Source organism: Pontibacillus salicampi (assembly GCF_042434395.1).
Taxonomy (GTDB): Bacteria; Bacillota; Bacilli; order Bacillales; family BH030062; genus Pontibacillus; species Pontibacillus salicampi.
The window spans coordinates 15,272-41,500 of the sequence record NZ_JBHLTP010000002.1 but is presented as its reverse complement, the minus strand read 5'-3'; the positions used below and the strand labels follow the sequence as shown (position 1 = coordinate 41,500).

30 protein-coding genes and 1 pseudogene are annotated in these 26,229 nt (G+C 39.6%); 7 read left to right on the top strand and 24 right to left on the bottom strand.

Annotation, left to right across the window (positions count from 1 at the left end; all coding sequences use genetic code 11):
- Nucleotides 1-22: 22 nt before the first annotated feature.
- The 7 genes from ACFFGV_RS00985 to ACFFGV_RS00955 form a co-directional block, all read right to left on the bottom strand.
- Complete coding sequence (locus ACFFGV_RS00985; protein WP_377344681.1) at nt 23-1,150, bottom strand: MBL fold metallo-hydrolase; 1,128 nt, start codon at nt 1,148-1,150, stop codon at nt 23-25.
- A 189-nt stretch (nt 1,151-1,339) separates the two neighbouring features.
- Nucleotides 1,340-1,642: a rhodanese-like domain-containing protein gene (locus ACFFGV_RS00980; RefSeq protein ID WP_377344679.1), complete on the bottom strand. Its 303-nt coding sequence runs from the start codon at nt 1,640-1,642 to the stop codon at nt 1,340-1,342.
- An 18-nt stretch (nt 1,643-1,660) separates the two neighbouring features.
- Nucleotides 1,661-2,029, bottom strand: a complete 369-nt coding sequence (locus ACFFGV_RS00975) for a rhodanese-like domain-containing protein (protein WP_377344678.1) — start codon at nt 2,027-2,029, stop codon at nt 1,661-1,663.
- Nucleotides 2,030-2,324: 295 nt separating this feature from the next.
- A complete protein-coding gene (locus ACFFGV_RS00970; RefSeq protein WP_377344790.1) occupies nt 2,325-2,417 on the bottom strand; it encodes a putative holin-like toxin in 93 nt (30 codons plus the stop codon).
- A 265-nt stretch (nt 2,418-2,682) separates the two neighbouring features.
- Nucleotides 2,683-2,889: a hypothetical protein gene (locus tag ACFFGV_RS00965; RefSeq protein WP_377344676.1), complete on the bottom strand. Its 207-nt coding sequence runs from the start codon at nt 2,887-2,889 to the stop codon at nt 2,683-2,685.
- A gap of 119 nt (nt 2,890-3,008) precedes the next feature.
- Nucleotides 3,009-3,788 (bottom strand): ABC transporter permease, encoded by a 780-nt coding sequence (locus tag ACFFGV_RS00960; RefSeq protein ID WP_377344675.1) that lies wholly within the window; start codon nt 3,786-3,788, stop codon nt 3,009-3,011.
- Nucleotides 3,781-4,755 carry an ATP-binding cassette domain-containing protein gene (locus tag ACFFGV_RS00955; RefSeq protein ID WP_377344674.1) on the bottom strand — a complete coding sequence of 325 codons (975 nt, stop codon included), beginning with the start codon at nt 4,753-4,755 and terminating at the stop codon, nt 3,781-3,783. Before ACFFGV_RS00955 ends, ACFFGV_RS00960 begins: the two co-directional genes overlap by 8 nt.
- A gap of 161 nt (nt 4,756-4,916) precedes the next feature.
- Between ACFFGV_RS00955 and ACFFGV_RS00950 the strand changes: the two genes are divergently transcribed.
- Nucleotides 4,917-5,636, top strand: a complete 720-nt coding sequence (locus ACFFGV_RS00950; RefSeq protein ID WP_377344672.1) for a nucleotidyltransferase domain-containing protein — start codon at nt 4,917-4,919, stop codon at nt 5,634-5,636.
- Between the two features lie 80 nt (nt 5,637-5,716).
- Here ACFFGV_RS00950 and ACFFGV_RS00945 read toward each other — a convergent pair whose 3' ends face one another.
- Entirely contained in the window at nt 5,717-6,088 is a 372-nt protein-coding gene (locus tag ACFFGV_RS00945; RefSeq protein ID WP_377344671.1) for a hypothetical protein, read from the bottom strand.
- Between the two features lie 434 nt (nt 6,089-6,522).
- Between ACFFGV_RS00945 and nfsA the strand changes: the two genes are divergently transcribed.
- Both nfsA and ACFFGV_RS00935 read left to right on the top strand, forming a co-directional pair.
- Nucleotides 6,523-7,263 carry an oxygen-insensitive NADPH nitroreductase gene (gene nfsA, locus ACFFGV_RS00940; RefSeq protein ID WP_377344670.1) on the top strand — a complete coding sequence of 247 codons (741 nt, stop codon included), beginning with the start codon at nt 6,523-6,525 and terminating at the stop codon, nt 7,261-7,263.
- A 40-nt stretch (nt 7,264-7,303) separates the two neighbouring features.
- Nucleotides 7,304-8,056: an NAD-dependent protein deacylase gene (locus ACFFGV_RS00935; protein WP_377344669.1), complete on the top strand. Its 753-nt coding sequence runs from the start codon at nt 7,304-7,306 to the stop codon at nt 8,054-8,056.
- A gap of 111 nt (nt 8,057-8,167) precedes the next feature.
- Here ACFFGV_RS00935 and ACFFGV_RS00930 read toward each other — a convergent pair whose 3' ends face one another.
- Both ACFFGV_RS00930 and ACFFGV_RS00925 read right to left on the bottom strand, forming a co-directional pair.
- Complete coding sequence (locus tag ACFFGV_RS00930; RefSeq protein ID WP_377344668.1) at nt 8,168-9,385, bottom strand: cation:proton antiporter; 1,218 nt, start codon at nt 9,383-9,385, stop codon at nt 8,168-8,170.
- A gap of 257 nt (nt 9,386-9,642) precedes the next feature.
- On the bottom strand, nt 9,643-12,018 hold the full coding sequence (locus tag ACFFGV_RS00925; protein ID WP_377344666.1) for a penicillin acylase family protein: 2,376 nt from the start codon (nt 12,016-12,018) through the stop codon (nt 9,643-9,645).
- Nucleotides 12,019-12,227: 209 nt separating this feature from the next.
- Here ACFFGV_RS00925 and ACFFGV_RS00920 point away from each other — a divergent pair.
- Nucleotides 12,228-12,415 (top strand): annotated as a pseudogene (locus tag ACFFGV_RS00920) (transposase); the annotation flags it as partial.
- Between the two features lie 338 nt (nt 12,416-12,753).
- On the opposite strand, the gene ACFFGV_RS00915 reads toward ACFFGV_RS00920, so the two are convergent.
- Nucleotides 12,754-13,149, bottom strand: coding sequence for a VOC family protein (locus ACFFGV_RS00915; protein WP_377344664.1), 396 nt, complete (start codon nt 13,147-13,149; stop codon nt 12,754-12,756).
- A gap of 106 nt (nt 13,150-13,255) precedes the next feature.
- Nucleotides 13,256-13,789: a DUF4367 domain-containing protein gene (locus tag ACFFGV_RS00910; RefSeq protein ID WP_377344663.1), complete on the bottom strand. Its 534-nt coding sequence runs from the start codon at nt 13,787-13,789 to the stop codon at nt 13,256-13,258.
- A gap of 171 nt (nt 13,790-13,960) precedes the next feature.
- On the opposite strand from ACFFGV_RS00910, the gene ACFFGV_RS00905 reads away from it, so the two are divergent.
- Nucleotides 13,961-14,962 (top strand): aldo/keto reductase, encoded by a 1,002-nt coding sequence (locus ACFFGV_RS00905; RefSeq protein ID WP_377344662.1) that lies wholly within the window; start codon nt 13,961-13,963, stop codon nt 14,960-14,962.
- Between the two features lie 55 nt (nt 14,963-15,017).
- Here ACFFGV_RS00905 and ACFFGV_RS00900 read toward each other — a convergent pair whose 3' ends face one another.
- The 4 genes from ACFFGV_RS00900 to ACFFGV_RS00885 all read right to left on the bottom strand — a co-directional run bounded on the left by ACFFGV_RS00900 (nt 15,018) and on the right by ACFFGV_RS00885 (nt 19,098).
- A complete protein-coding gene (locus tag ACFFGV_RS00900) occupies nt 15,018-16,040 on the bottom strand; it encodes a DmpA family aminopeptidase (RefSeq protein WP_377344661.1) in 1,023 nt (340 codons plus the stop codon).
- A gap of 12 nt (nt 16,041-16,052) precedes the next feature.
- A complete protein-coding gene (locus ACFFGV_RS00895) occupies nt 16,053-17,204 on the bottom strand; it encodes an amidohydrolase (RefSeq protein WP_377344660.1) in 1,152 nt (383 codons plus the stop codon).
- Nucleotides 17,205-17,447: 243 nt separating this feature from the next.
- Nucleotides 17,448-18,467 (bottom strand): NADP-dependent oxidoreductase, encoded by a 1,020-nt coding sequence (locus ACFFGV_RS00890; protein ID WP_377344659.1) that lies wholly within the window; start codon nt 18,465-18,467, stop codon nt 17,448-17,450.
- 103 nt (nt 18,468-18,570) lie between these two features.
- The gene (locus ACFFGV_RS00885; RefSeq protein ID WP_377344658.1) at nt 18,571-19,098 is read right to left on the bottom strand and encodes a GNAT family N-acetyltransferase; all 528 of its coding nucleotides are present in this window, start codon (nt 19,096-19,098) and stop codon (nt 18,571-18,573) included.
- Nucleotides 19,099-19,365: 267 nt separating this feature from the next.
- On the opposite strand from ACFFGV_RS00885, the gene ACFFGV_RS00880 reads away from it, so the two are divergent.
- A complete protein-coding gene (locus ACFFGV_RS00880) occupies nt 19,366-20,130 on the top strand; it encodes a MerR family transcriptional regulator (RefSeq protein ID WP_377344657.1) in 765 nt (254 codons plus the stop codon).
- 151 nt (nt 20,131-20,281) lie between these two features.
- Here ACFFGV_RS00880 and ACFFGV_RS00875 read toward each other — a convergent pair whose 3' ends face one another.
- From ACFFGV_RS00875 to ACFFGV_RS00840, 8 genes are all read right to left on the bottom strand, one after another.
- Nucleotides 20,282-20,752: a hypothetical protein gene (locus tag ACFFGV_RS00875; RefSeq protein ID WP_377344656.1), complete on the bottom strand. Its 471-nt coding sequence runs from the start codon at nt 20,750-20,752 to the stop codon at nt 20,282-20,284.
- The gene (locus ACFFGV_RS00870) at nt 20,736-20,963 is read right to left on the bottom strand and encodes a helix-turn-helix transcriptional regulator (RefSeq protein WP_377344655.1); all 228 of its coding nucleotides are present in this window, start codon (nt 20,961-20,963) and stop codon (nt 20,736-20,738) included. The genes ACFFGV_RS00875 and ACFFGV_RS00870 overlap by 17 nt, the downstream gene beginning before the upstream one ends.
- A gap of 246 nt (nt 20,964-21,209) precedes the next feature.
- Nucleotides 21,210-21,674 carry an SRPBCC family protein gene (locus ACFFGV_RS00865; RefSeq protein ID WP_377344654.1) on the bottom strand — a complete coding sequence of 155 codons (465 nt, stop codon included), beginning with the start codon at nt 21,672-21,674 and terminating at the stop codon, nt 21,210-21,212.
- Nucleotides 21,643-22,017, bottom strand: coding sequence for a MerR family transcriptional regulator (locus tag ACFFGV_RS00860; RefSeq protein ID WP_377344653.1), 375 nt, complete (start codon nt 22,015-22,017; stop codon nt 21,643-21,645). Before ACFFGV_RS00860 ends, ACFFGV_RS00865 begins: the two co-directional genes overlap by 32 nt.
- Before the next feature lie 289 nt (nt 22,018-22,306).
- Nucleotides 22,307-23,014: a class I SAM-dependent methyltransferase gene (locus ACFFGV_RS00855; RefSeq protein WP_377344651.1), complete on the bottom strand. Its 708-nt coding sequence runs from the start codon at nt 23,012-23,014 to the stop codon at nt 22,307-22,309.
- 42 nt (nt 23,015-23,056) lie between these two features.
- Nucleotides 23,057-23,185: a hypothetical protein gene (locus tag ACFFGV_RS00850; RefSeq protein ID WP_377344649.1), complete on the bottom strand. Its 129-nt coding sequence runs from the start codon at nt 23,183-23,185 to the stop codon at nt 23,057-23,059.
- A gap of 122 nt (nt 23,186-23,307) precedes the next feature.
- Nucleotides 23,308-24,228 (bottom strand): CvfB family protein, encoded by a 921-nt coding sequence (locus ACFFGV_RS00845; RefSeq protein ID WP_377344648.1) that lies wholly within the window; start codon nt 24,226-24,228, stop codon nt 23,308-23,310.
- Nucleotides 24,229-24,979: 751 nt separating this feature from the next.
- Nucleotides 24,980-25,267: a putative quinol monooxygenase gene (locus tag ACFFGV_RS00840; protein WP_377344646.1), complete on the bottom strand. Its 288-nt coding sequence runs from the start codon at nt 25,265-25,267 to the stop codon at nt 24,980-24,982.
- 191 nt (nt 25,268-25,458) lie between these two features.
- Between ACFFGV_RS00840 and ACFFGV_RS00835 the strand changes: the two genes are divergently transcribed.
- On the top strand, nt 25,459-26,181 hold the full coding sequence (locus ACFFGV_RS00835) for a 3-ketoacyl-ACP reductase (protein ID WP_377344644.1): 723 nt from the start codon (nt 25,459-25,461) through the stop codon (nt 26,179-26,181).
- The last annotated feature ends 48 nt before the right edge of the window (nt 26,182-26,229 follow it).

Genomic DNA, 26,229 nt, shown 5'->3' with positions numbered 1-26,229 from the left:
AAGATAACTCAGTATAAAATGGTTACGATTCAGTAATAGAGCAGCGATTTGGTCCAAGTTCTAGGGACATCCGTTCCTTCTCGTCTGGGTGAGACAGTCCTAGATTTGCATTCCGAATTGCTTGATGGCTTGTTGGCTCTTCTTCTATGTTTGTATTTATACTTTGAATAAATTCATTCTTTGCGTTTTTCTGGAGTAGAGAATTACTGCTTATTAGTTCCTTCAGTGCGCCCCCAAAAAATCCTTCCGTATTCAAGTCTGAGAGATGACTGAAATGAGCTGGAAATGTCATACAATCTTCAGGAAGATGACGTAATCTACTATAAAGTGTTTCATACAGCTGATGTATGACAGATTCCCCATCTTTCTCAATAGTAGGACGCCCGACTCCATCTGCAAACATTGTGTCTCCCATTAACAAATAATGCTCATCAATTAACAATGATATGGACCCTTGTGTGTGACCTGGTGTCGCTATTACCTCAACAGGTATATTGGTGTTTCCTACTTCAATAAAGCTGTGAGGTGTAAGCGACTCATAAGGTATTTCTGCACCTTGAGCATCTATCGAAGAAATATAGTATGTAACCTCCATTTCGTCTGCTATCATGCTAGCACCTGAAATATGATCTCCATGAAGATGGGTATCTACTACGTGGGCAATCGTAAACCCATTATCCTCAGCAAAATCTAAATAAGGTTGAATATTTGCTATCGGATCTACTACTAACGCCATTGCTTGACTAATCACCATGTAGGAAAGGCACCCCTTCCCTAGTCGCACAAATTGATATATTTCCCCTCCATCTGATAATGTTCCAACCTTGATAGGTTCAACATAATCATGCCATTCGTTTATGCCACCGGCTAAAAAGAAGCACTCTATACTAAGATGGTCTTCCACTTCTCCCGCTGCTTGCTTAGAGTCGGCTTCATTCATTCCAACAACCAAAACCTTCTTCTCCAAAAGCTCATCTTGTACGTGAGCCTTGTCACTTGTTAAGGAAGTTATTGGGATATGCACTACAGATATAGGGTCCTTATCTATTTTCCAATTGTCATATTGTTCTGTGGACCGTACGTCAATAATAGTAATTGGAGTTTGGTTCATGACGTCTACTGCTAGTTGATGAACACTCATTTTCTTCATTACAACACCTCACAAATATATAGCTGTATAACCATTTTTTGTTTTAATGAGAGGTTTTATACAAATGCTCCAGTGAAGCCCAAAAATATATACGTATCTAATAGCTGTCTGGATAAATCGTTAAAAATCCGTTCATTAAAAAAAGGTAGCAGAGAGATTCTGCTACCCTTACTAAAGAGGATTAGTTAATTATTTATCTGTCTTGCCTTCCCAAGCAAGCATACCGCCTTCCATGTTGATGACGTTGTATCCTTCTGATTCTAGAAATTCAGAGGCACGTCCACTGCGACCTCCAGATCGGCATACCATAATATATTCTTTCGCTTTATCCAATTCCTCTTTACGGTCTTCGATTGATCCAAGTGGAATGTGGATTGCATCTGGGATCTTCCCTTCAGCTACTTCCTCATCCTCTCTTACATCGACAATGTTTAATTGCTTCTGTTCTTCTTCCAACTGCTGACGAACCTGTTCGGCTGTTAATGTACGCATTATGACATTCCTCCTAAATTATTTCCAGGCGTTCAATCCGCCTTTTACATTTGTAATATGGGGATAACCTAATTTTTTTAGAATCTTTGCAGCTGCCATACTCCTTGAGCCACTTTGACAAATAAGAATCAATTCTTTGGATGGATCCAATTGATTTGCCTGCTGTTGAAGGCTTTGCAATGGAATGTTTGTAAAGCCTTTGATATGATTTCGCTTAAATTCTGAAGGCGTTCTTACATCGACCCAATGTTTAGATAGAGCATTATTCTCTAAATCATGTTTTGCAGCTTCTATTGAGACCGTGGTCACTCCCTTTGGAGGGAGTATGGTTCTGCTTATCCAAAATAGGGCTATTAATATCATACCAATTGTTATTGCTGTTTGCATAGTAATTGCATCCCTCCCCGCCCCAATTACCCATACGGGTATATTAATGGATAGATACTGCTTCGTCAAGTAAAGGATTTGAAGCTTCTTTGCTTATATACTAATAGTGGAAGCATTAGCCCTGACAAGAGAGTAAGATTATTTTATCCTACACGATGAAAAAATGTGACTTATGCCCTAAATTATGGTATGATGGCATTGAGTATGATGGATAAGGCTGCAGCAACTGCTACAGCCTAGATAGCTTTCCATGTAATAGTGGGATAATAATAAGCCTCCTACGGCCATAGGGGGTTTATTTTTTTTGATTGGACGTGATAATCAACACTATGAGACTACCAAAGGTAATCATAAGCGTTAGTGTTTCATAGATACTAATAATCCTCACCCCCTTTCTATCAAGGGATGAATAGAATGGTTGTCCTTCCTGTAAAAAGGAATCTCCATCCAAAATTTACTTCCTAAGGAAAGCTATCACATATGATTGTACCATATATTTCCCTAAAATACGAATGTATGTTCGTATTTATGAGTTGTTAACGTGAAAACAGGCTACCAATATTACATCTGGCAGCCTGTTTTGTTATACAGTTCCCTTTCTCGTACTACTAAATAATATATGGTAACCATTTCCTTTTTACATTCTGTCTTTTTTAGGAAGCAGGGGGTTTTTGCTTTCTTCTTAAGTAATACCTTCTTGATTTCTTCCGGATCATATCACTTACCACCATAATATAGAGCATACTTGGAGCTGCGATCAGTGTAATCATCCAATCCGTAATGACTCGGTTTGCGTGTAAAATTACCGAACCGAACAACAGACATAGCACGAACACATCAAACATATCATGCCACTTCAACGCAATCGCCTCACTTCTGTTCTTTCTTACAAGGTATGACGCCCAAAGGCACATGTTGCAGACTTTTCAGAAAGTAATTATTAGGCAGATACCATTTTCATGACAGCTGTCTTCTCTCGTTATCCTCTACTTACAGCTTTTTTAGCAGATACTGCTGCAAATGTTATGGTAATAAAACACACGATACCAATTGCTATAAATCCTTGAGCTATATCCCAAAAAATCCAGCCTTCAATTAAAACGGTCCTCATGCTTTCAAAAATATATGTGGTGGGGTTAATAGTTGCTGCAACTTTTAACCAGGATGCTTCTATTAATTCATATGGAACAAACGTTGTACTCAAAAAAATGAGCGGAAAGAATATAAGTGTACCAGCTTGCGCTGCCTGTGCATTCTTCGTTCGTAAAGCTACTCCCGCTGAATATCCAGCAAACGCCAATCCCCAGCCAATTGCAAGCAAAAGAACTACTAGAACCCCGAAAAATCCCGTTTCCACTTTGAGTCCCATTACAAATCCGATACTAATAATTAACAGGGTCTGAACAAATAATTGGGTCATACCTGCGATAATCGGACCTAGCACGATAGATAGTCTAGAGGCTGGTGTTAACAGCAACCGAGAGAAAAAGCCGTTCTCAATGTCTTTTACAATTCCTTGACCAGCACCACCTGCACCACCAATTGCTGCTGAAACAACAGATACTGGCAATATAAAGGCGAGATAATTCGCTCCTTCAAAAGCAGGTAATTCGGCAATGCCGCTTAGGCCACTGTCATATACAACTAGAAAAAACATAGATATCAAGAGGTTAGGTATAAAGGAAAAAGGGCTGCGCAGCGTCGTCACAATACTTCTTTTTGTCAGAAGCCAAACATCCTTCCAAAGCCCATTACCCATAATTAACCTCTCCTTTCTGAGTTGCATTCTCTGAGGTAATCTTCAAGAAGATATCGTCTAGTGTTGGAGAGTCTACATTTATGCTTTGGACAAGTATATCGTGTGCATCGAGCACCCTGATAACATCCATTAAACGTTTCGTGCCATCTTGGACATACATAATTAGTTGTTCCTCACGTTCTGCTATATCAGCTTCGTCAAGTTCCTGCTCTAGCGTTGCTTTTGCATGTGTCACTTCCTCTGTACTAGCAAACACCATAGTGATAAGATCATTGCCAATCTGAGATTTTAATTCTGATGGAGTTCCCTCAGCAACTATTAAACCATCATCAATGATTGCGATTCGATCTGCTAGTACATCTGCTTCTTCTAAGTATTGTGTCGTTAGAAATATTGTGGTTCCCTCTTCTTTATTTAAACGCTCGAGGTATTCCCATATACTTTTTCTATTGGATGGGTCAAGGCCCGTTGTCGGTTCGTCCAAAAACAGAATCTTTGGCCTATTTACAAGCGTTAACGCTAAATCCAGTCTTCTCCTCATCCCTCCAGAGTAATTACCGCAAATGCGGTCAGCTGCTTCTGTTAGCTGAACTATCTCCAGCAGTTCCTGCGTCCTTTCTTGTGCTTCACTCTTATTAAAACCAAATATACCACACTGTAAAAGCAGCATCTCTCTGCCTGTTAGGCTTGGATCAATCCCTGTTTCCTGGAGAGCAACTCCTATATGCTTTCGTACCTCGTGAGGCTTAGAAATTACATCATGCTCTGCAACCTCTACTGTGCCGGCAGTAGCGTTTATCAAGGTTGTTAATATTTGTACCGTTGTAGATTTCCCTGCACCATTCGGACCCAAAAACGCGAAAAACTCTCCCTCCCTCACGGAAAACGTGACATCTTTAACCGCTTGAACGTTCCCTTTTTTAAATGTCTTTGATAACTGTTTAACATGAATAGTACCCTTGCCCATCTGTGGCCCTCCTTTTCCTTCCTTTACATATATTCGTTATCCCGGGTGCCATACCTTTTTAGAATTAAAAATCTTACCTATCTTTGTTTTCACAAATTACATTTCCTCAATCTCCATTTTTTTGTAGAATAAAGTAAACATATAACGAGAGGGGTAGTATAATGACGGAAAGGGCTATGACGGATGCCAAAAAGATTGTGCTAGAAAAGTATCCAACTTGTCATGCTGCATTACTTGCTGGCAGTGTTATTAGAGGGGATGAAACAAAGACCTCTGACTTGGATATCATTATCTTTGATTTTTCTGTAGAGGGAGCTTATCGAGAATCTTTCTACTCTCATGATTGGCCAGTAGAAATGTTTGTCTACAATAGCTTCTCTTACCGTGACTTTATTGATATGGATTGCCAACATGGTACCCCCTCCTTACCTAGGATGATTTCAGAAGGAATGCCACTAATGGGAGCAGACATAATTGCCCCCATCCAGAAGGAAGCTATTGCTAGGTTAGCGGCGGGTCCAGAGAGCTGGGATGAAGAAATCATTAATTGGAAGCGATATATTATTACAGACTTACTGGAAGATCTTAAAGGAGCAAAGCAACGAGCTGAACAATTGTTTACCGTTAATGCCCTCGCTCAACTATTACAAGAGTTCTATCTTCGTGTGAATGGACAGTGGACCGGCAAGGGGAAATGGGTGATTCGAACTTTGCGTGATTACGATGAAGCCTATGCGAAACAATACACAAGTGCCTTAGACGAATTTTATCGTACAGGAAATATAGAGGGGATTGTCCATATTACAGATGATACAATCCGGCCATTTGGAGGAAGATTATTTGAAGGGTTTACCTTGGGTAAGAATAATTGCAATAAATAGTAGATTTACCGCATAAAAAAAGAAGGCTTTCGTAATTAAAGCCTTCCTTCAAATTAACTCGTAACCCTTGGTTTCTATGGTTATCTATTATTTCCCCTAATGTTATTTACTCTTTTTTCAATATAGATACACAAGTCCCCAATGGTTTCAAACACGGAGAATATATTGTCATGATGCGCATGAATCCGATCATACACGGCATCCTCTAAATTCCAGTACTGCGAGAGTTCAACAAAAGTTTCCATAAGCCTCTCTTCATTACCACCATAAATAAATTCTATTGGCGTTTCTGTATTCAATTGCTCAACCGGTTTATCAAAAGGTCTTTCTAAATGAGCATTTACATATCGAACGACAGATAAATAAATTTCATATGCAATTCCTTTCTGATCTGTGTACCGTTTAAGTTCCCTTCTCGCTCGTCTAATTTCAAAATCAATAATCTCTCCCATTTTATATCCTCACCTTTATTATCTGCTAAGCTACTGAAGCGGTTCAATGAACTGACTAGAACATTAACATCTCCCATTACTACGTTCAGTTTCCTTAATAAGTTATATTCGTAAAGCAATATTTGTTCGTTGCAGATAAACTTGGAGCAATATAGGCAAGTATTGTTTTCTTCTAGTAAACAATAGAGAGAGAGGAATTTAAAACTTTGTCTATTACACTAAAAGAGGATGTATTTATATAATAATAACATATATAAAGATAGATGTTACAAAGAATATGATTTATTTACGAAAAATTCTATTTTTTCATTCTTTTTCTAGTGCGGAGGGTTGAATAAAGATAAGCGTATTCTTCCTTTTTCAAAACGCATGCATGTTATAGTAAATCAAGACAATTCATATGTTATTTTTCCATAACGAAAGGATGTAGAGACATGAATGAAACGCTACAAACGATACTACAGCACCGTTCAATACGCTCATTTACAAATGACAAAATAACACAAGAGCAAATCAATACAATAGTTGAAGCTGCCCAAATGGCATCAACGTCGAGCTATATGCAGGCATACTCTATTATTGGAGTTACGAATCCTCAGAAGAAGGAAGCACTCGCTCAAGTTTCTGGACAGCCCTACGTTAAAGATAATGGACATTTGTTCATTTTTTGTGCTGACCTATATAGACACCAAATAAAAGCTACCGAGGAGCAACTAGAAAATATGAAGGCTAACCTAGAGAATACAGAGCATTTGCTAGTCTCTACCATTGATGCAGCACTTGCAGCTCAAAACGCAGCTATCGCTTCGGAATCCATGGGACTTGGCATGTGCTATATCGGAAGCCTTCGCAATGATATCCAGCAGGTAGATACGATTTTGAATTTACCACCTCATGTTATCCCTTTGTTTGGAATGGTTATTGGCGTACCTGCAAAAGAACCTGAACAAAAGCCAAGGTTGCCTTTAGAAGGCGTCTATTTTGAAAACGAATATAACCGTAATCAAGACAGCTCTCTTAACCAATTTGATGCAACCATTAAGCAATATTATGAGAATCGATCGAACAATAAACGTATAGATTCCTGGACTGATCAAATGCTAAGACGCTTTCAAAATACAATGAGGATGGATGTTACTCCTTATGTAGAATCAAAAGGATTTAAGAAACGGTAATGTATTTGGCTATTACATTTGGCTGCGATGAGGTGATTCTATGACTCTTTATAAAAATATGGCAACGAGAATAAATCAAGCACAACACATTATTGTCTTAACAGGGGCAGGGGTAAGTACCGCCAGTGGCATACCTGATTTCCGCTCTTCCGGAGGGATATGGGAGCAGGACCGATCAAGGGAATACTATATGTCCTCTGAATATTTTCAGAAAGAACCTGAAGATTTTTGGAGAAAATATAAAGCCATCTTTCAAATGAAGCTAGTCGGCACTTATCACCCTAATAATGTTCATCTATTTCTACAACAATTAGAAGCCAAAGGAAAAAAGATATCTATTATCACTCAAAATGTAGATGGACTTCATGAACGTGCTGGAAATACTACTATCATTAATTATCACGGGACACTACAAAGCGCTACCTGTCCTACATGCGGAACATCCTATGGATTATCCTATATCATGAATTCGGAAACCCCCTATTGCAACGACTTATACGGATCAACTCCGTGCGGGGATATTCTTAAGCCTGACATAGTGTTGTTTGGAGATTCGATAACCGAGCACGATAAAGCAGAAGCAATTATCGACCAAGGAGATTTATTACTCGTTATGGGAACATCATTGTTTGTGATGCCCTTTAATTTCCTGCCTGACTATGCTATTTATCAAAGAAGTCTCCCTTCTATTCTTATTAATAGAGAAGAAACGATGAAAGACAATATTTTTGATGTAGTTGTACATGACGACTTGTCTAAAGCGATTCATCACATACAACGCTTTTTACAGTAAAAGTTATTCCTTGTTTGGTCCTTGTTTGGAAAGTGGCCTCTTATGCATTTCGATAATAGCTCTATGACCCTCTAAGGGAAAAGCTCCTAACCCAAGGATTAGGAGCTTCTCTTATCTCTTCACAATACCCAATTTTTTAATAAGCGGCTTTATTGTCAGCCCTTGAACCACTAAGGAGAAGAGAACTACAGAGAAGGTCAAGATTAATACATCCTCTCTTCCATCAAAGTCGTCTGGAATACTTAACGCAAGGGCGATAGAAAGACTTCCTCGTAAACCTCCCCAATTTAAAAGTATTTTCTCTTTTTGATTCAGATGGGTAATGTAACTCGTCGAGGTGTATAGCGCTATACTTCGCCCAAGGAGTACAATGAGGATAGCAAAAATGATAATGTCCCATTTCCCCGTAAAGTCAATTTGTCTTATTTCCAGTCCAACCATTAAGAAAATAAACGAATTGGCAAGTAATGTGATGGTATCCCAAAACGTATTAATATTGATTCTTGTTTCCTCAGACATTCCAATTTTCTTGCCATAGCTGCCAAATAATAATCCTCCGACCACTACTGCAATTACTCCGGAAACGTGGAAATGTTCTGCGATGAAGTAACTGCCAAAGAAAAGCAGCATAGAAAAGGCAATTTCAAGTGGATAATCGTCGTAAATACGAATAATCTGGGAAAATATAAAGCCAATTACCAATCCGATAATGGCACCGCCTACTGCAAACTTAACAAACATAAAAATTCCTTCACCTAAACCAGCCAGCCCCATATCTATGTAGGTCAGTAAATACAGTGTAGAGATTTTAAACAATACAACTGCTATCCCATCGTTGAAGAGTGATTCACCCTCCATAATAGTGGTGAACTTCTGCGGCACCCCTAGCTCCTTAAAAATAGAAATAACGCTTATTGGATCTGTAGCACTCATCAGGGCTGCAAATGTGAACGCAACTGCAATAGGGAGTCCTAGAAAGTAATGACCACTAAAGCCGATAATGATAAATGATAAAAAGGTGCCCAGAAATGCCAGAGATATTACGGTCTTCTTTAGCCCATATAAGTGGTGGAAGGGCATCTTTAAAGTGGCATCTCCTAGTAATACGGGTAAGAATAAGGAAATAATGATAGCATGGAATACTTCTGATTGTGTAATAAATTGTTCAGACTCTTCAATGAGAGGTATCTCTGTCACGCCAAGAAGTACCCCTACTAAAACTAGTGCAATCGAATAAGGCTCTTTAATAATTTTGGCAACACCAATGACTGTTACAGATATTCCTAACAATATTAACAGCTGAATAAATACTTCATGAAAGCCATGCAAGCCAGTCTCCTCCTTTATAACGTCCCAAACAAATGTGGATTATATTGTTTACTGTTCCCCCTCTATCGAAAACTAATTCCTTTGTTTTTGGCAAGCTCTTGAATAAAGTGGCCGAAAATTGTTCCGCTTCCCTGTATGGAATAAACTCATATTATCTTACTGTAACGTCTTCCCGCAGAAAGGGTATTCAACATCAAACTGTACTGAGACAATAAGCAAAAACCTAACTCGTTGGTGAGAGTTAGGTTTTCACTATCTTATGGAAGTAAGGTTAATTTCTCCCCTTGTACCTCCGACGTATGAGTGTCGTGATATTCGCCTGTCGCCCAGTCTTTTCTTTGATTGTGGTACCATTCACTTCGAAAATGTCCGACTTGTCCAGGACTGACGATGTGAGAAGCGCTCGTTAAATCTCCTATATCTGCTACAAATCTCCAGGATGCACCGTGATTCACTATGCCTGTTGACTGATTATAACTTGCAGCCATCACAGTAACTCTACTGCCACCTACTGGTAAAGGGTCTTGTGGGTTAAAAAATGGCTTCAAATACGATATGTTTGACAGGGGATGCTGGAAAGACACCTTGTGATATTCTCCCCATTCCCAAGCTGTTAAGTCGTAACCATACGTGTTGGCTAAATCATCGATCGTAGTTTGATAAGAATCGATAAGCAGCTTATCAAGTCCGCCTTGCTGCTCTATCATAAGAAGCGATTCACCATTTGAGGCTCTTCGAATGATATCGTCCGTTAACTGTCCTCTTCCTTTAAAGAATTCCATCATGCTATCTGGAACATCGTCCTCAAACAAATGCAATGCTATGTTATTCATCCAATGATGAAACAGGAGAGGAGCAGCCATCGAAACATCATCTTCATAATTCCAGGACTGTAATACCTCCAAGCCCTGACGTTCCATAGTGGTGAGCTTTTGATTTTGTAAATGCTGTAAAAGAATTGGAACAAATTCTCTGGCCTGTAGATTTTGCTGATCCATTTGCAGGTTCTTCATGTCTTGCACTGTGAGCTTATTATTTTCTTCCAATACTTCCTCTATCCTTATATAACGATACGGCTGTGCCCAATTGTTTGATATGTGATAGGGATACTTGTCCCCTATAACCTTGTTATTAGCAGTAGCGATGAACCCTTTTTCTGGATTTATAACAGTTGGAAGCTCATCGAATGGAATATACCCTTTCCATTCGTTTTCCTTTTTCCAACCTTCTAAAGGTACTAAAGCGTCAGAGGCAGATTCATAAATAGGAATTTTTCCATTTGCTTTATAGGCAATGGTCCCATCTTTAGAAGCAAATACAAAATTCTGAGTAGGCACGAGAAACTTTTTCAACCCCTCCTCAAACTCTGTCCAGTTTGCTGCCTGATTCATTTCTAGAATCGCCTCTAGTTCTGTACTGGCATCTAACGCCGTCCACCGCAGGGAAAGAACCGTATCCTTCCCACTATCTTTAGCAAACTCTGATAGTATTGGGCCATGCCTTGTTTCCACAACCTCATACTCTATCGCTTCTTCCCCCTTTATATGAATGGTTTCCTCATGAACAATCGCCTCTTCGTATGTGTCTTCAAATAAAAATAAGGTTGGATCCTCTGGATGACGCTTCTCTAAATAAAGCTGCTGAACATCGGGTCCCGTATTGGTTACTCCCCATGCTATATCCTCATTATGGCCAAGAATAATACCAGGAATGCCCGTGAAAATAACTCCCGCTACTTGATAATTCGGAGAGGATAATTCCATTTCATACCAAATGGAAGGAGTTGCTAAACCAAGATGAGGATCATTTGCTAATAATGGATATCCGGAAGCTGTCTTTTCTCCACTAACTACCCAGTTGTTGCTGCCATTATGAGGATGAGGTATCACAGCATGCTCGAGGCTGCTCGTCACATCTACTGGCTCCTGTTGTAAAATGGTGGGAGCATGCTTTGGATACACTGGAAACAGTTCCTCAGCCTTTTCCTGTTGTAAGTTCTGCAGTAAATAGTAATTAAAAGCTTGCCGTTCCCAATGACCACCAAGATCAAAGGCCATATATTTACCAATGGTCAATGAATCGACTGGACTCCATTGCTTTGGAGAGCTCCCCATCAGAGTAAATTCAACAGGGAGGCGTCTTTCTTCCTCTGCTTGCTTGATAAAGGCATTTACTCCTTGAGAATACCACTCTAGTACCTGTTTGGCATCCTCGGAATACGACTTATATGAGATTTCTGCTGCCCTTCGTAATCCAAGTGTCCGAAAATATTTATCCTGTGTAACAGTAGCTTTTCCTGCTACTTCACTTAAGGTTCCAGATGCTTGTCTTCTAGCTAGATCCATTTGAAATAGTCTATCTTGAGCTTGAACATACCCTTGAGCAATAAACAAATCTTTGTCAGAGGAAGCAGATAAATGTGGAACACCTTGATTATCTCGAATGATGTCGACTGGCTTTTCCAGAGCAGACACAGCAATCGTCCCTTTTGTTTGGGGAAGACTCCTATTAATGTAAACGTTTACAAAAATAAGTATTACAATCATGATCAATCCTAATACAAATAAAGTCCATAGAGTTATTCTTTGTCCTTTTTTCAATACTGAAGGTTGTTTTTCTAACCTCGTTTCCATTCTCCCTCCCCTTTCTCTTCTACTTTATTGTAATAATTTTCTGAATATTAAACAATACTTTTTGCAACCATAAAAAAAGCCTTGTTCTCACAAGGCTCAGGCTGTCGAGAAAGTCTCGACAGCCTTATTTATTTCTTTCTTTTTACTTTTATTATTCACCGCGTTAATTTGTTATAATAGTTATATATTCTCTAACGAAAGGTGATTCGATGTTTCAATCCAAAAAAGAGCGTCAAAATGAAATCGAAATGGTCACGATTGAAGAGCTTGTTCCTGAAGACAATCTCCTCCGTAAAATCGATCGGTACATAGACTTCTCCTTCATTCCAGAAAAAGTGCGACTTACTATTCCGAAGACAATGGTCGTCCCTCACTTGATCCTGTTGTATTATTCAAAAGAACTGCATGGGCTGCGTTATTGTCGCCTGCGCGGAAAAGAAAATGTGCGCGAACAGGCGTTACGGACAGCTGCCTGTCAGAATATGAAGAAGATTGCCCTTCACCTATCAAGGGTGTGTTAGGTGAAGGAGAGTCTTTTTCGGTGAAGGGCTGGCAAATACCAGGAGACTCCTGCGGAAAAACGGGCGATCCGAGCCCCCCGAGTGTGGGTTTCACGAGGAGGCTCGGGCGTTCGTCCGCGGAAAGCGAGTGGTATTTGCCAACCCGCATACATGTAAAAAGCTTGTAGGAAACAAGGGGGGTTCTCTACAAGCTGAGCCTTGTTCTCACAAGGCTTTACGGTGATACAACCTCAACCTTTATACGATCCGGATCTTCAAAAAATACAGCATAGTAATGCTCGCCACCTGCATACGGATGTTCCTTTTCATACAGAATAGGAATCCTTTTCTCTCTTAACAGCCTCGTCAACTCATCTACATGCTCTTGTGAGTCTCCATAAAAGGCGAGGTGATTTAAGCCCGTACGCTTCCGATGATAGGAAGGTGTCAAAAACTCCTCTTCCGTTTGGACGAAAACTAGATAACTCGATCCCAATCGGTAACTTTTCCCTTGCTCCCACTCCTGATATGGCTCATAACCTAAGTGGGTCAGCAACCAATCCCAGAAGGAAAGAGATTTAGGTAAATCAGAAACGTTTACTTCAACATGATGTATCATCCCACGGGACATACGGATTTCCTTCTTTCTTTTATGTTGTGTACAGTAGGATTTTTTAGTTACTACTGATTAATAATTTCATAGTCTAATTATATAAGGAAGCCGCATATAGAACAAATTATTGAATACTTACCACCATCTTCTTCCATACTGATCTATCGAAACTCTCTAGGGAGGAAAGCTCATACCGATAGTAATCTGTCTCCCAGCTCATAGAATATATGGCTCCATTTCTGGAAGCCAGTGTAATAGATTTATTATCAAACATTAATTCTTCTGTCTCCATCCCGATAATAGAGGAGCTATTCCCTGCCATTACCGGTCTTTGCTCCAAAGAAATGTGTCCACTCCCTGGATCAATGAACGTTTGTCTAATTAAATATCCTCCGGAGCTTGTTCGATAGCCAACGCTTTCTTGCGCATAATTTTCTGGAACAAAATGTAATGTTGGAATGTGCCTTCCGACTACCTGTTGTATTTCTTCCACCGTCTCTTTTTTAATAAGAGGCTGAGGTATTGGAACAGATTCACTTGCTTCCATAACAGCTTGGGGAAGAACAACAGTTTTGGCGCGATGTAATCCTAGTACGCTCAGGACTAAAAACCCTATAACCATAGTAAGTAAAACGGTTTTTTGTGAAACGGTAATCATAATTTAGTCCTCCTCAGACAAGCTGCTACTATCTTATTCTTACGTAATGTAAATCATGCTTTTCTCCCCGATAAAATAGTCCATAAACATATGTAAGATTAACACGTTCTGAAAAAGGGTACATCCTATAGGTAAGTTGAAGAAAAGCAATTCCCTTTCGGAGGTGGAATGATGGAAAAACAATATGTAAGCAACACAGGTATAGAAACATCTCGAATCGGTCTAGGAACTTGGGCGATTGGTGGCTGGATGTGGGGTGGAACAGATGAACAGCAATCCATCAACACCATCCATGCTGCATTGGATAAAGGCGTCAACCTCATTGACACCGCACCTGTTTATGGAATGGGAAGATCAGAAGAAATTGTTGGTAAGGCTATCCAGCAATACGGCGGCCGAGACAACATTACTTTAGCAACAAAGGTTGCCATGAACTGGAAAGATGAAGAAACGGTATTTCGGGATGCATCGAAAGAACGTATCCATAAGGAAATAGAGGATTCCCTACGTCGTCTTCAAACAGATTACATTGACATTTATCAAGTACACTGGCCAGATCCAACCGTTCCAATTGAGGAAACGGCTGAAGCTTTATATTATTTATACAAGCAAGGTAAGATTAGAGCTATTGGGGTAAGTAATTTCACTCCGGAGCAAATGGATACATTCCGAGAAGCAGCACCTCTTCATACAGTACAACCGCCTTATAACATGTTCGAGCGTGGTATTGAAGAAGATATACTGCCATACGTACAAGAACACAATTTGCATACACTCCTTTATGGAAGCTTATGTAGAGGCCTTCTCACAGGCAAAATGAGTAAGGATACTCAATTTGGAGGTGATGATCTTAGAAATGGAGATCCTAAGTTCCAGCAACCTCGTTATAATCAATATCTAGAGGCAGTTAAAGAGCTGGATGCTCTAGCTCAAGAGCGCTTTGATAAGCGCATTATTCACCTCGCTCTTCGGTTCATTCTGGATCAGCCTGGAACGGGTACAGCTCTATGGGGAGGTCGTAAACCAGAGCAAATGAATCCAATCGACGAAGTGATGGATTTTACAATAGATGAGGATGCTCAAAAGGCCATTGATGATATTCTTGTAAAGAATATTCAAGATCCGGTAGGCCCTGAGTTTATGGCACCCCCAACTAGAAAAGATATTAAATAAGCAATGAAATGGAAAGAAGGGCAGTAAACAGCTGCCCTTCTTTCCATAATAACTACTAATCAAGCAATGCATAAGGAATCCCTTCTACATACCTGCCCTTTCTTCCAGTAGTTGATGATGCCATCGTTAACGAATTCATGATAGCCTCCTCAGTAGCCTCTGAAACGGCTTGCAGCAATAATTGAAAAGCCTCTGTATCATCGCCAACATAGGAGTGGCTTTGCAGCATTTCCTCTTGAAAATGGTATCGCAGATTAGTGTTTGAAAATGCTATAACAATATCACCACTGGCATGGTGAATACGTCCCCCTGTTCTGACAATCCCAACTGTAGCACGTTTAGCTAATCGTTTTAATTGACGGTCAGAAACAGGAGCATCTGTTGCTATAATGACCATGATAGAGCCTGCAGGAAGATCTCTTTCTTCCATTGAGCTTTCTTGGTAGGAGGGAACCTCCAATTCTTTCCTAAGCCCATAATTGGAATTTATGAGAACTCCAAGAGTCCATCTATCATGAATAATTCTAGAGGACGTTCCGATACCTCCTTTATATTGGAAGCAAGTCATTCCTGTTCCAGCACCAACAGCTCCTTCCTCACACGTAGTGCTTCCTTCTTCAATAGCCTTTGCAGCATGTAAAGGCTCCACTGCTTGGGAACGGGGGTCGTGTAAAAAACTGTCATTACACTCTCCTACAATTACATTTATTGAACCGGTAGTATCACCTATCTCCGGTGTGATTTTCAGCATATAATCCATGGCTCCCTGAAGAACAGAGCCTACAGAGAACGTATTAGTCAGAAGGATTGGCGATTCTATTTCTCCAAGCTCTTCAATTTGAACGAGTCCTGCTGTTTTTCCAAAACCATTGGCGACAAATCCAGCAGCTGGAACCTTAGCATAAAAAGGATTCTCTCCGTGTGGCATAATAGCAGTTACTCCAGTTTGCACACAAGCTTCCTCCTTACTTAACGTCACATGTCCTACTTTTACTTCCGGAACGTCTGTAATGCTGTTTTGCTCACCAGTGGGTAGTTCACCAATAACAATACCCAATTCTCTTAATCTCTTTCTCATTCCTACACCTCATTAAGAATTATCATGTTTACTATAGACCATATAACCATTAATGAACGTCGCTTCAACACTATTCCTAAGGTCAAAGGGGTCCCCTTCCCAAATAACCATATCTGCATCTTTACCTTCTTCAATAGATCCGACACGATGCTCGATTCCAAGGTGCTTGGCCCCAAATAAAGTGATAGATTGTAGAGCAATCGATTCCTTTAGACCATGCTTCACTCCCATAATGGCACTAGTCATTAAATGTTCTATGGTAACAACGGGATGATCAGTGGTGATGGTAAACGGAATGCCAGCCTCCTGTAGAGCTGTTAACGTGTGCCACCCTCTGTGAGCTAACTCTACTTTAGATCGGGATGTCATCGTAGGTCCTACAGCAATACTGATTTGTGGATGCTGTTGAAGAAGATCAATTATAAAGTGACCTTCTGTCCCATGCTCGATGGTCACATCAATAGAAAATTCATTCTTCACTCGTATCACGGTTGCGATATCCTCAGCACGGTGCGCATGTACTCGAAGCGGTATTTCCCTTCGTAAGACTTTGGCGATTTGTTCCATCTCCAAATTTCGGTCATGTTGCTCCTTTTCCAAAGATTGTAAGTAATTTTGAGCTTCGATTAGCTTTTTACGAAGTAATGCAGCTACCCCCATTCGAGTAGTAGGGAGCTTCCCCTTGCCGCCATGGACTCGCTTAGGGTTTTCACCGGTAGCAGCCTTTAAGCCAGACGGGTTGCGAACTACCATGTCATCCACAACTGTACCTACTGTTTTCACCACAACCATCTCACCACCGATGACATTCGCACTCCCAGGGAGAATTTGAACTGTCGTGATGCCTCCTGCTCTAGCGTCCTCAAATCCCTTATCAAATGGATTAATTCCATCAAGTGCTCTTATCTCTGCTGTTGTAGCATTGCTTGTTTCATTAAAATCATGTCCCTCTTGTCCAATTCCTTGCTCGAATACTCCAATATGAGTATGTACATCAATTAAACCGGGTGTAATAACTTTACCACTCACATCGATAACCTCATAAGCAGCAGATGGCTTTTCATCTTGAATTGCTTCTATTGTTCCATTGTTAAAAAGAATAGTCTTATCCGTAAACCAATTACCGTTACCATCATAACCACTAGCATGTGTAAATGCCTTCATGTATCTTCCTCCCTTTCTTTACTAGTCTATCGGAGTCTACATGCTAAATAAACAGAAAAGCGCGACTTTTAAATGGAAATCTCTGTAAAGGATTACTGTCAAGGTTATATCCACCCTATAATCGGGAGAGTTTAGAGAACTTGATTTCCAGGTCCATACGTATATGATTGCCCCTGTATAGGGGGGAAACAAGAATGTAATTCACGTAAAAAAGCTACCCAATAAAGGGTAGCTGCATTTTAATTAATATTCCGGATCAGCAACTTTCACCAGCTGCTTACCTAGATTCTCTCCAGAGAAAAGACCAAGAAATGCATCAGGTACATTGTCAAAGCCTTCAACTATTGTTTCTTCATTTACTAACTTTCCTTCAGAAAGCCATTTTGCTAAATGCTTAGCACCTTCTGAGAAACGATCGGCATAATCCCCAACGATAAAGCCTTGAATTCCAGCACGAGATTTAATCAATTTTGTCTGTACACGCGGACCTAAATCACCGTCTGTTCGATTATAGGAAGAGATTGCTCCACATAATGGAATTCGGGCAAATGGATTTAATAGATTAAGAACAGCATCTGATATCTCTCCGCCTACATTATCGAAATACACATCTACCCCATTTGGGCAAAGACCTTCCAGCGCGGATTGCATATTATCCACTGTTTTATAATTTATCGCAGAATCAAACCCTAGTTCTTCTACTAGGTACTGTACTTTTTTATCGGTACCGGCAATCCCAACGACATGTGCACCTTGAATCTTAGCAATTTGACCAACGACCATGCCTACTGCACCAGCTGCTCCTGAAACGACAACCGTCTCCCCTTCTTTCGGTTTACCGATATTGAGTAACCCGAAATAAGCAGTAAGTCCCGTCAGTCCTAATACACTCAAATAGGCAGATAATGGAGCTGCTTCTCCATCTACCTTACGAATTTGTTCAGCTGGTACCACATTAAAGCGTCGCCAGCCAAGCATTCCGAATACTTTATCGCCTACATTAAAAGAGTCGTTTTGAGATTCAACAACCTCTCCAACAACACCGCCAGAAACAACCTGATTCAGTTGGAACGGCTCTACGTATGATTTTTGATCACTCATACGTCCTCGCATATATGGGTCTACAGAAATATATAAGCTCTTAACGACAACCTCCCCTTGTTGAGGTGGTTTTGTATCAATTGTTTCGTAAGTAAAATTCTGATGAGTTGGCATTCCTTCTGGACGACTTGCCAGTACAATTTGTTCGTTTTCATGACTCATGTGAAAAGCCCCTTTCCATTATTCAATACAATAATACGGTATCAGAGCTTGACCTCTCTCATCAAAAGATAAGGCTCACCTTATGTGCTTTCCTACATTATGCCTACTGGAATGCTATACTATTTCCATACACTAGCATCCACTTTAAATCGTTTTCAATTTTATTTACTTTACGAAAACCACATTTCTCATAACATTTAATCGCTCTCTCGTTCGTAACGTTTGGTGTAACAATAACACCATCTGGCTGGTGTTTGGTTAGTAGCTCCACTACGAAACGCTTAATCATTTGAGAACCAATTCCTTGTCCCCACAAATCAGGGTCGCCAATAAATTGGTCAAACGTAAAGTAGGTTTTTCCTTTTGGAAGCCCCCACGCTTCTATCTCTTCAGCGGTTACTCGATATGACTGAACGAAGCCAATTGGATCCGTATCAACCTCTACAATAAAAGAGGGTATATCAATAACACCATTCAAACGGGGGGAGTACTTTTCAATAATACTTTCATATGTATATAATTCCTGAGCGTCACTTTCATAATAGTGAAGCACTTCCTCAGTTCGAAGCCACTTAGTCATCATTAGGAAATCAGCAGGTGACAATGGTCTGATGGCAATATCATATACCATGAATGAACCCCTCCTTCTTATGAGAAACGTAACGATATATGTTCCATTTTACCATGTTCAACGGAGATATCAGCAGACTTGTTGCCTATCTTATCAAGCTTACTGTGACAATCTCGTGACAAAGATGTAAACAAGGGAAAAGAAGTACGAATTACCTATTGAAATATTCCTTATATTTTAACATCACATGGAACAAAATGACATATAAAAAATATTGACCCTTACGTTACGTGATACATTACTCTTATACATAGGAGGTGAACAGCGATGTTTAAAGTAAAAGACGTTGCTAACCTTGTTGGAGTTAGCGTACGCACTCTTCATCACTATGACGAAATTGGATTACTAACCCCTGACTCGATTACACCTGCAGGTTATCGTGTTTATACGAGGAGCAACCTTGAACGACTGCAGCAGATCATGTTCTTCAAAGAAATGGGGCTTACGCTTGGAGACATTAAGAATTTGCTCGATAGTCCAGAATTCGATCGTCTAGAGGCTCTACAGATGCATGAAGAGATGCTTTTAAAGAAACAATCCAGATTGGAACAAATGCTACAAACCGTCCGCACCTCTATTCAAGCTTTAGAAAGAGGGGAAGAAATGGAGGAAAATCACATGTTTAATGGATTTGATAAGGTAGAAATTGAAAAACATCAGAAAAAATATGAAGAGGAGGTTAGACAAAAGTATCCAAAGGCGATAGTAGATGAATCAAATAGACGCACAGCATCATATGATGAAGAAGATTGGGAGAATATTCAACAAGAAATAAATAATATTTACGTATCTATTGCGAAGAGAATGGACTATGGCCCAGATGATGCGGAAGTTCAAAAGCACGTGGCTAGGTGGCGCAATGTTATTACTACCTATTTCTACGATTGTACGTTAGAAATCTTCCGTGGCTTAGCTGACCTCTATGTCACAGATGAACGATTCACGAACAATATTAATACAATTAAAACAGGATTGGCTCCTTTTTTGAGCAAAGCTATGATTGTTTATTGCAGCCAACAGGAGCAAGAATAAAAGAGGTTAGAAATTCACACAGGCTCCCAATTCAGCAAGAAGAAATGGGAGTCTGTTTTTTTGAAGTTCGGTAAGCATGGGTCATTATCCTTTATGTGCAAAAGGATAGTGTTATCTTATCTTATTAAAATGTGTAAAAAAGAATCTTACATTATGGAATTGATTTACTTATGGAAACATAGTAAGTAGTAATTTGAACGAGCGGGATCAATAATAATATAACGATTGGAAAGCCAGAAAAGTATTCGAATAACAAGGGCTGAGCAATCAAAAACCCAGCAATTATAGGAAAGCTAAATATCATTGCAATATAGGCATTTCGACAAGCCTTTGCCGTAATCTGTTGTTCCCTTTCATCTTCCTCTTTTAGTTCCATTGGAAGAAAAAGCATTTTCTTCCACCCTACCCCTTTTTTCCTTTGTTTTCTCATAAACGCAAGTTCGATAGTACCTCCAACAAGCAGGCACAAGGTTATCGGAATAAGATCAAGAGTAAACATAAATACATCCGGGTTCACTACCATTTCCCTGAATCCCTTAACAGCATCATAAAACGATATTAATGCCCATCCAAACAACAAAAGTACTGTAATTTGAAGGATATAACTAGTCGACATTTTCACTCTCTTCAGCTCCTTTATGTAACGCAAATACCTCATCTACTGACAGATCAAATTCCTGACAGATCTTCATTGCTAATACTAAAGATGGAACGTATTCTCCCTTCTCCACAGCAGCGATGGTTTGTCGGGTTACTCCTACTCTAGATGCCAATGTTTGTTGAGACCACTGATACCTTGCCCTTAACTCTCGAACACTATTAGATAAATACACGATTTACTCCTTTTTTCATGTTGTTATTATATATAATATACCAAACAAAATGTTAAGTCAATATAACATTTTGTTATTTTAACTTAACATTTATTTTTTATATTTGTCTTATAATAGAAAATGAACGGCCCCTTGAGCTTAAGATACATCATTAGTTTTATAGGAGCGATAGGAGGACTATTAAGAGAGTATATGAAAAAAGTACGCTTATTACGTTAGAAAGCGAGAAATCAAGTGAATGCCGACCTATTGTTTATCATCCTGCTGAATGGACTGTGATTGGACACGGTTCATAAATTCTTGGACAACATCCATATTTCCCTTTTTGCTCCCTAGCCTCAGCATAGCTCTCCCCACGAAATTTACTCCCTTGTTTCTTCCTGCATACGTGAAAGATGTTTTGTTCTTACCTATCTTCTCAAGTGTAAAGGTTAGATCGATTTCAAAAGCTTTTCCTAATACAAATTGAATTTGTTTATTTTTGTAATCATCTCGATCCTCGTATGCTACTGTTTCTACTATATAGGTCTCTACTCGCTTGCCTTCCCGATAGGTTTGTCGATGCTTGGCACCTGCCTGATGCTCCTCTTTTTCTATTAGAGTATGTTCTTCTACCTTAGGCATAATAGTTCTTATATTTCGATCTTTAAATAATTCCCAAACTACCTCAATATCTGCATCAATAATTTTCGTTTCCTTCCATTCCATCATCTTGTATTTCCTCCTTACCAGATGCGAGAAAATGATCTATTTCTTTCAACCTTGTTTCCAACTCTACTATCTGATTTTGTATTTTTTGACGTTTTTCCAACAGTATCTCTTCCAAATGAGTGAAAGATTCGTCTTCCATTACGGAAATCATCTCTTGAATCGTAAAACCAAATTGTCGTAACTTTGTTAATAGCAATGCTATAAAATAACTGCCATCATCGTAATACCTATAATGATTATAGGGATCTATATAAGCTGGTTCTAACAATTTGACCTCTGCATAATACCGTAACGTTTCTTTACTTAATCCTGTTATGCGAGCAAATTCACTTATTTTATACATTCTGCCTCCCCCTTCCTATATCGTAAACTATGTGGTGCACCACGCAGTCAACTCTAATATGTTTATATACTAGAAATGCTTCTCCAGAAGGGGGAGAAGCACGCAAATTTACAATATTAAATAGTTCCCTAAGAGGAATCCTACATTATGTCTAATGGAGGATTCCTCTTAGGGAACCACTACCATTATCCCACTAATCGGTAAGCCTATCCCGTGACATAACATTCGAATGATTGAAAACAACAATATACTAAGAGTACTCGCTTGCTAACTAAATCCCATCGGCTACTTATTTCCTTGATGTTGCTTTCACTAGTAAAAAGTTTGGTCTTCTTATTAACTTCTCATATGCCTCCCTCTTTACTTCCTTCATTTTATCTACAGGCTTTGGTTCTATTAGCGTATCTAATGTAAAAAAGGACGTGGTGTAATTTACAATATCTTGCATTGACCTTCTAAAGAAGCTCACTTCTATAGTAATGGAGGGCTTTTCCCAAACATCCGTTAACCTTGTAGTTTCAAAATAATCGTCACAAGAAAATTGATGATAGTCCATAAAAGGATGATGAACAGAAAATAAAAACTGACCTCCTGGCTTTAATACCCGAGCGAGTTCCTGAAAAGGAGATGACCATTCCTTTATATAATGCAACGTAAGTGAACTACAAATGATATCAAAGGAATTGTCTTTAAATGGAAGGGGAGTCTCCAAATCATGACACATATAGGTAACATTGGTGACTGCTCTTCGTTTTGCAGCTTCTATCATTTCTGGACTTATATCCACTGCTGTAACGTTTGCTCCCCTCGACGCGAAATATTGTGCATACCATCCGGCAGAGCAGCCAGCATCCAATATATTTTTCCCCTCCAGCTTCTCTGGTAATGCTTTCAACATAGCGGGACGTTCATAATATGCATTATATGGGCTGTCGTTATCTATATCATGTTCATATGTATGTGCTAATCGATCATAGGTCTTCCGAACAGAAGTCATGTCTATCCCCCTTTTATTAGCTAAATGCTCCACATTAAGCCATCATGCCTGACTTTGCTGCTTCTTCTCCTCTGTCTCTACTCTCCTTCGCTCTAAATCTATTTTTTGTTGTTCCAAGGACAGCATTTGTTCCTTATAGTGATAATGTTTGTACGTACTGTATATCCCCATAATTATGCTACCTATTACAAGTAATGAGATAAGAATCATAAAAGCTATCGTTAAAACGCCCCTTCTAAGTATTTAACAAAACCATAATAAAAAAGCTCTCTTTCATTAGAGAGCTTCCTACACTATTTCGATATTAGGGAGGTTTTTCCTTCTTCTTGTTTTACCTTTTTTTGTTTCATCAAGGTGCCTATCGCTCTTTTAAATGCTGCTTTACTAATATGGAATGTCTCTCGAATATCGTCTGGAGAGCTTTTGTCCGTAAATGGCATGACACCGCCGTTATTTTCCATATACTGAAGGATATGAGATGCGTCTTCTCCCAATGCTTCCTCTTTTACAGGACGCAAGGATATATTTAGAGCTCCTACACCCTTCACATCAATTACTCTCCCTTGAACCCATTCTCCTAGTCTTGGTTCCTGTTTCCGTTCAGTATAATGGATAAATCCTTGATAGCCTTCCTCTGTCAAAATAGCAGAACCATGTGGATTTAAACGATAGACGTGTCCGCTAATTGGTTTGTGTAACATATCTTGTGGAGCTGGTTCGGCTTCCCGCTCCATAACATTTTCCGTTGCAGGCTTCGCAATTAAACGATTACTCTTATCCTTCTGTAAAGAAACATACAATTTATCGTGAATTTCAGGCCACAGGCTTGTACTTTGCGGCAGGTCATCATAGGATACAAGGATATGCTTAGGGATTCCGATAGTAACGAATACACCGAGATTATCTACCTTATCAACGACCTCACACCAACCATATTGCTCAAATGAAATAGTTGGAATATAAGTAGTGGCTACTATTTTCCCTTGCTTATCCTGATAAAGAAACGCCTCTACTTTATCGTTTACTGCTATTTCTTCTGCTGTATCGTTTATATGGAGCATAACTTCCTCTGCTGCTTTACTTAATACATATCCGTGCTCCGTTTCTCTTGCGACAGTGAACGTTTGCACTGTACCAACTTCTATTGCATTCATATTCATCCTACTTTCTTGCCGTAGCAATTGATGTACTGCTTCTGTTTTATAACGATTCAAAACAATGCGTCCCTCTACATCATAAACGCTGCTCCCTTTACATGCAAAAACATTATAAAGCCTTACCTTACCAAAAAAGGAAAATGCTCGTAGGCGAGCGAATGGTATGGATTACTGTAACACTAAATTGACGTTAAACTGAAGCCTCAATTATACAAACCTTTACTTGTACAACCCATTTCCGGTTACTACCGTTACCAGGAGCAGATAACCTACTATGCTTCCAAGTTTTATAGAAAAAAGCATGTAGAAAAACATAGGTTTTCTACATGCTCATGCTGTCGAAAAAGTATGGAAGTCGGTGTCTGTTACAAATATAGTGATCCACGGGGCGGAAAATAGCTCACTTTCCACTGCTGACGCCGAGCTTCCTCGCTCGGTTCGCTCCCTGTTGGATCTCGCCGTATTCTGTGCAACCTAAAGGAGTCTCCCCATTTTCCACCATACTGAGTAATAAATAATGGGAACAGAACCTAACAACAATAAAAGCCCATGATTCTATTCCATGCAAACAAAGTTCGCTTTCTTTGCTCATGGCAGCAGAAGAGGTTCAGACTCAATATTCGAAAGGTGTTGGTGAAACGGCGAGACTCCTATGGGACAGGAGACTCAGCGGACGCCCATGGAAAGCGAGTCGTTTCGCCAACACCTACTCGATACACATAGAAGAACCGACGGGATTTTCTCGACACTGTGAGCATGTAGAAAAACATAGGTTTTTATACATGCTAAGCGATCTTAGTAACAAGGCTTAATCAAGCTTTTTAAGTTTATAAACATTACGCGAGGCTAATAAATCCTCTGTATTTTTTCGATATTCTTGATAATGCTCACTATTGATGTGTTGTTGAACTGCCTCATTATTTTCATACAACTCATGCAAAACGAGTGTATCATCGTCAATGGACTGGTGTAAGTCATATTGCAGGCAGCCTGGCTCCTGTCTTGAAGCTTTCTGTGCTTTTTTTAATTCTGATTGTAAAGCATCAGCTTTACCTTCCTTTGGTGTAAAAACAGCTGTTATGCTAATTTGTTCCATTCCTAATCACCTCTTTTACAGCATCACCGATTTGGAGTAACTCCTATACATCGGTCTAGTTATCATAGCATACCTCTTTTCCCTTTTGCTTATATAAAGATTGTATAAAACAGACCGTGAAATCTATCTTTTGAATCTATACCTATAAAACCTTACACTTAATATAGATTAGTTGGAAAGGATGATGGTATATGGCACAAACGATTGCTGGTAAAGTAGCCTATATAACAGGAGCTGGAAGCGGGATTGGAAAAGCCGTTGCTCTAAAACTTGCTGAAGAAGGTGTGCATGTAGGGTTAATCGCTAGAACAGAAAGTAAATTAAAAGCAGTAGCGGAAGAAGCTAAATCCCATGGGGTTCAAGCTAGCATTGCCGTAATGGACATTTCTCATTGGGATCAAGTCCAACAAGGCATCCAGCAGCTAGAAGACAAACTCGGGACAGCAGACATTCTCATTAATAATGCCGGAATTGGAGCCCATGGTCCATTCTTGGAAATGGATCAAGAAACATGGAAACAAACCTTTGAAGTAAATGTATATGGAACGTATCATATTACGAAAGCAGTCCTCCCCCATATGGTCGATAAGAATAAAGGGGATGTAATGATGATCTCCTCTAGCAACGGATTAAAGGCAACAGCAGGCTCTACTTCGTATAGTGCCTCCAAGTTCGCCATTCAGGGGATGAGTGAAGCGTTGATGCAGGAAGTACGAAAACATAATATTCGTGTCTTCACATTAAATCCAAGTCTCGTAGCAACGGAGCTTGCTTTTGGAGAGAATATGGACCAAAATGATAAAAGTAAATACACTCAACCAGAGGACATGGCAGAATATATGATAGCACAGCTTAAACTAAATCAACGGATGTTTATTAAGCAATCTTTACAATGGGCTACCAATCCATTTTAATGTTACTCCCTCTATAGCCAGAAGGCAGTCGCACCTAAACGACTGTCT

What these genes read in the sequence shown, in the direction of transcription:
- ACFFGV_RS00985 (WP_377344681.1), bottom strand. Translation starts at nt 1,150, where the DNA reads ATGAAGAAAATGAGTGTTCATCAACTAGCAGTAGACGTCATGAACCAA.
- ACFFGV_RS00980 (WP_377344679.1), bottom strand. Translation starts at nt 1,642, where the DNA reads ATGCGTACATTAACAGCCGAACAGGTTCGTCAGCAGTTGGAAGAAGAA.
- ACFFGV_RS00975 (WP_377344678.1), bottom strand. Translation starts at nt 2,029, where the DNA reads ATGCAAACAGCAATAACAATTGGTATGATATTAATAGCCCTATTTTGG.
- ACFFGV_RS00960 (WP_377344675.1), bottom strand. Translation starts at nt 3,788, where the DNA reads ATGGGTAATGGGCTTTGGAAGGATGTTTGGCTTCTGACAAAAAGAAGT.
- ACFFGV_RS00955 (WP_377344674.1), bottom strand. Translation starts at nt 4,755, where the DNA reads ATGGGCAAGGGTACTATTCATGTTAAACAGTTATCAAAGACATTTAAA.
- ACFFGV_RS00950 (WP_377344672.1), top strand. Translation starts at nt 4,917, where the DNA reads ATGACGGAAAGGGCTATGACGGATGCCAAAAAGATTGTGCTAGAAAAG.
- ACFFGV_RS00945 (WP_377344671.1), bottom strand. Translation starts at nt 6,088, where the DNA reads ATGGGAGAGATTATTGATTTTGAAATTAGACGAGCGAGAAGGGAACTT.
- nfsA (WP_377344670.1), top strand. Translation starts at nt 6,523, where the DNA reads ATGAATGAAACGCTACAAACGATACTACAGCACCGTTCAATACGCTCA.
- ACFFGV_RS00935 (WP_377344669.1), top strand. Translation starts at nt 7,304, where the DNA reads ATGACTCTTTATAAAAATATGGCAACGAGAATAAATCAAGCACAACAC.
- ACFFGV_RS00925 (WP_377344666.1), bottom strand. Translation starts at nt 12,018, where the DNA reads ATGGAAACGAGGTTAGAAAAACAACCTTCAGTATTGAAAAAAGGACAA.
- ACFFGV_RS00915 (WP_377344664.1), bottom strand. Translation starts at nt 13,149, where the DNA reads ATGTCCCGTGGGATGATACATCATGTTGAAGTAAACGTTTCTGATTTA.
- ACFFGV_RS00910 (WP_377344663.1), bottom strand. Translation starts at nt 13,789, where the DNA reads ATGATTACCGTTTCACAAAAAACCGTTTTACTTACTATGGTTATAGGG.
- ACFFGV_RS00905 (WP_377344662.1), top strand. Translation starts at nt 13,961, where the DNA reads ATGGAAAAACAATATGTAAGCAACACAGGTATAGAAACATCTCGAATC.
- ACFFGV_RS00900 (WP_377344661.1), bottom strand. Translation starts at nt 16,040, where the DNA reads ATGAGAAAGAGATTAAGAGAATTGGGTATTGTTATTGGTGAACTACCC.
- ACFFGV_RS00895 (WP_377344660.1), bottom strand. Translation starts at nt 17,204, where the DNA reads ATGAAGGCATTTACACATGCTAGTGGTTATGATGGTAACGGTAATTGG.
- ACFFGV_RS00890 (WP_377344659.1), bottom strand. Translation starts at nt 18,467, where the DNA reads ATGAGTCATGAAAACGAACAAATTGTACTGGCAAGTCGTCCAGAAGGA.
- ACFFGV_RS00885 (WP_377344658.1), bottom strand. Translation starts at nt 19,098, where the DNA reads ATGGTATATGATATTGCCATCAGACCATTGTCACCTGCTGATTTCCTA.
- ACFFGV_RS00880 (WP_377344657.1), top strand. Translation starts at nt 19,366, where the DNA reads ATGTTTAAAGTAAAAGACGTTGCTAACCTTGTTGGAGTTAGCGTACGC.
- ACFFGV_RS00865 (WP_377344654.1), bottom strand. Translation starts at nt 21,674, where the DNA reads ATGATGGAATGGAAGGAAACGAAAATTATTGATGCAGATATTGAGGTA.
- ACFFGV_RS00860 (WP_377344653.1), bottom strand. Translation starts at nt 22,017, where the DNA reads ATGTATAAAATAAGTGAATTTGCTCGCATAACAGGATTAAGTAAAGAA.
- ACFFGV_RS00855 (WP_377344651.1), bottom strand. Translation starts at nt 23,014, where the DNA reads ATGACTTCTGTTCGGAAGACCTATGATCGATTAGCACATACATATGAA.
- ACFFGV_RS00850 (WP_377344649.1), bottom strand. Translation starts at nt 23,185, where the DNA reads ATGGGGATATACAGTACGTACAAACATTATCACTATAAGGAACAAATG.
- ACFFGV_RS00840 (WP_377344646.1), bottom strand. Translation starts at nt 25,267, where the DNA reads ATGGAACAAATTAGCATAACAGCTGTTTTTACACCAAAGGAAGGTAAA.
- ACFFGV_RS00835 (WP_377344644.1), top strand. Translation starts at nt 25,459, where the DNA reads ATGGCACAAACGATTGCTGGTAAAGTAGCCTATATAACAGGAGCTGGA.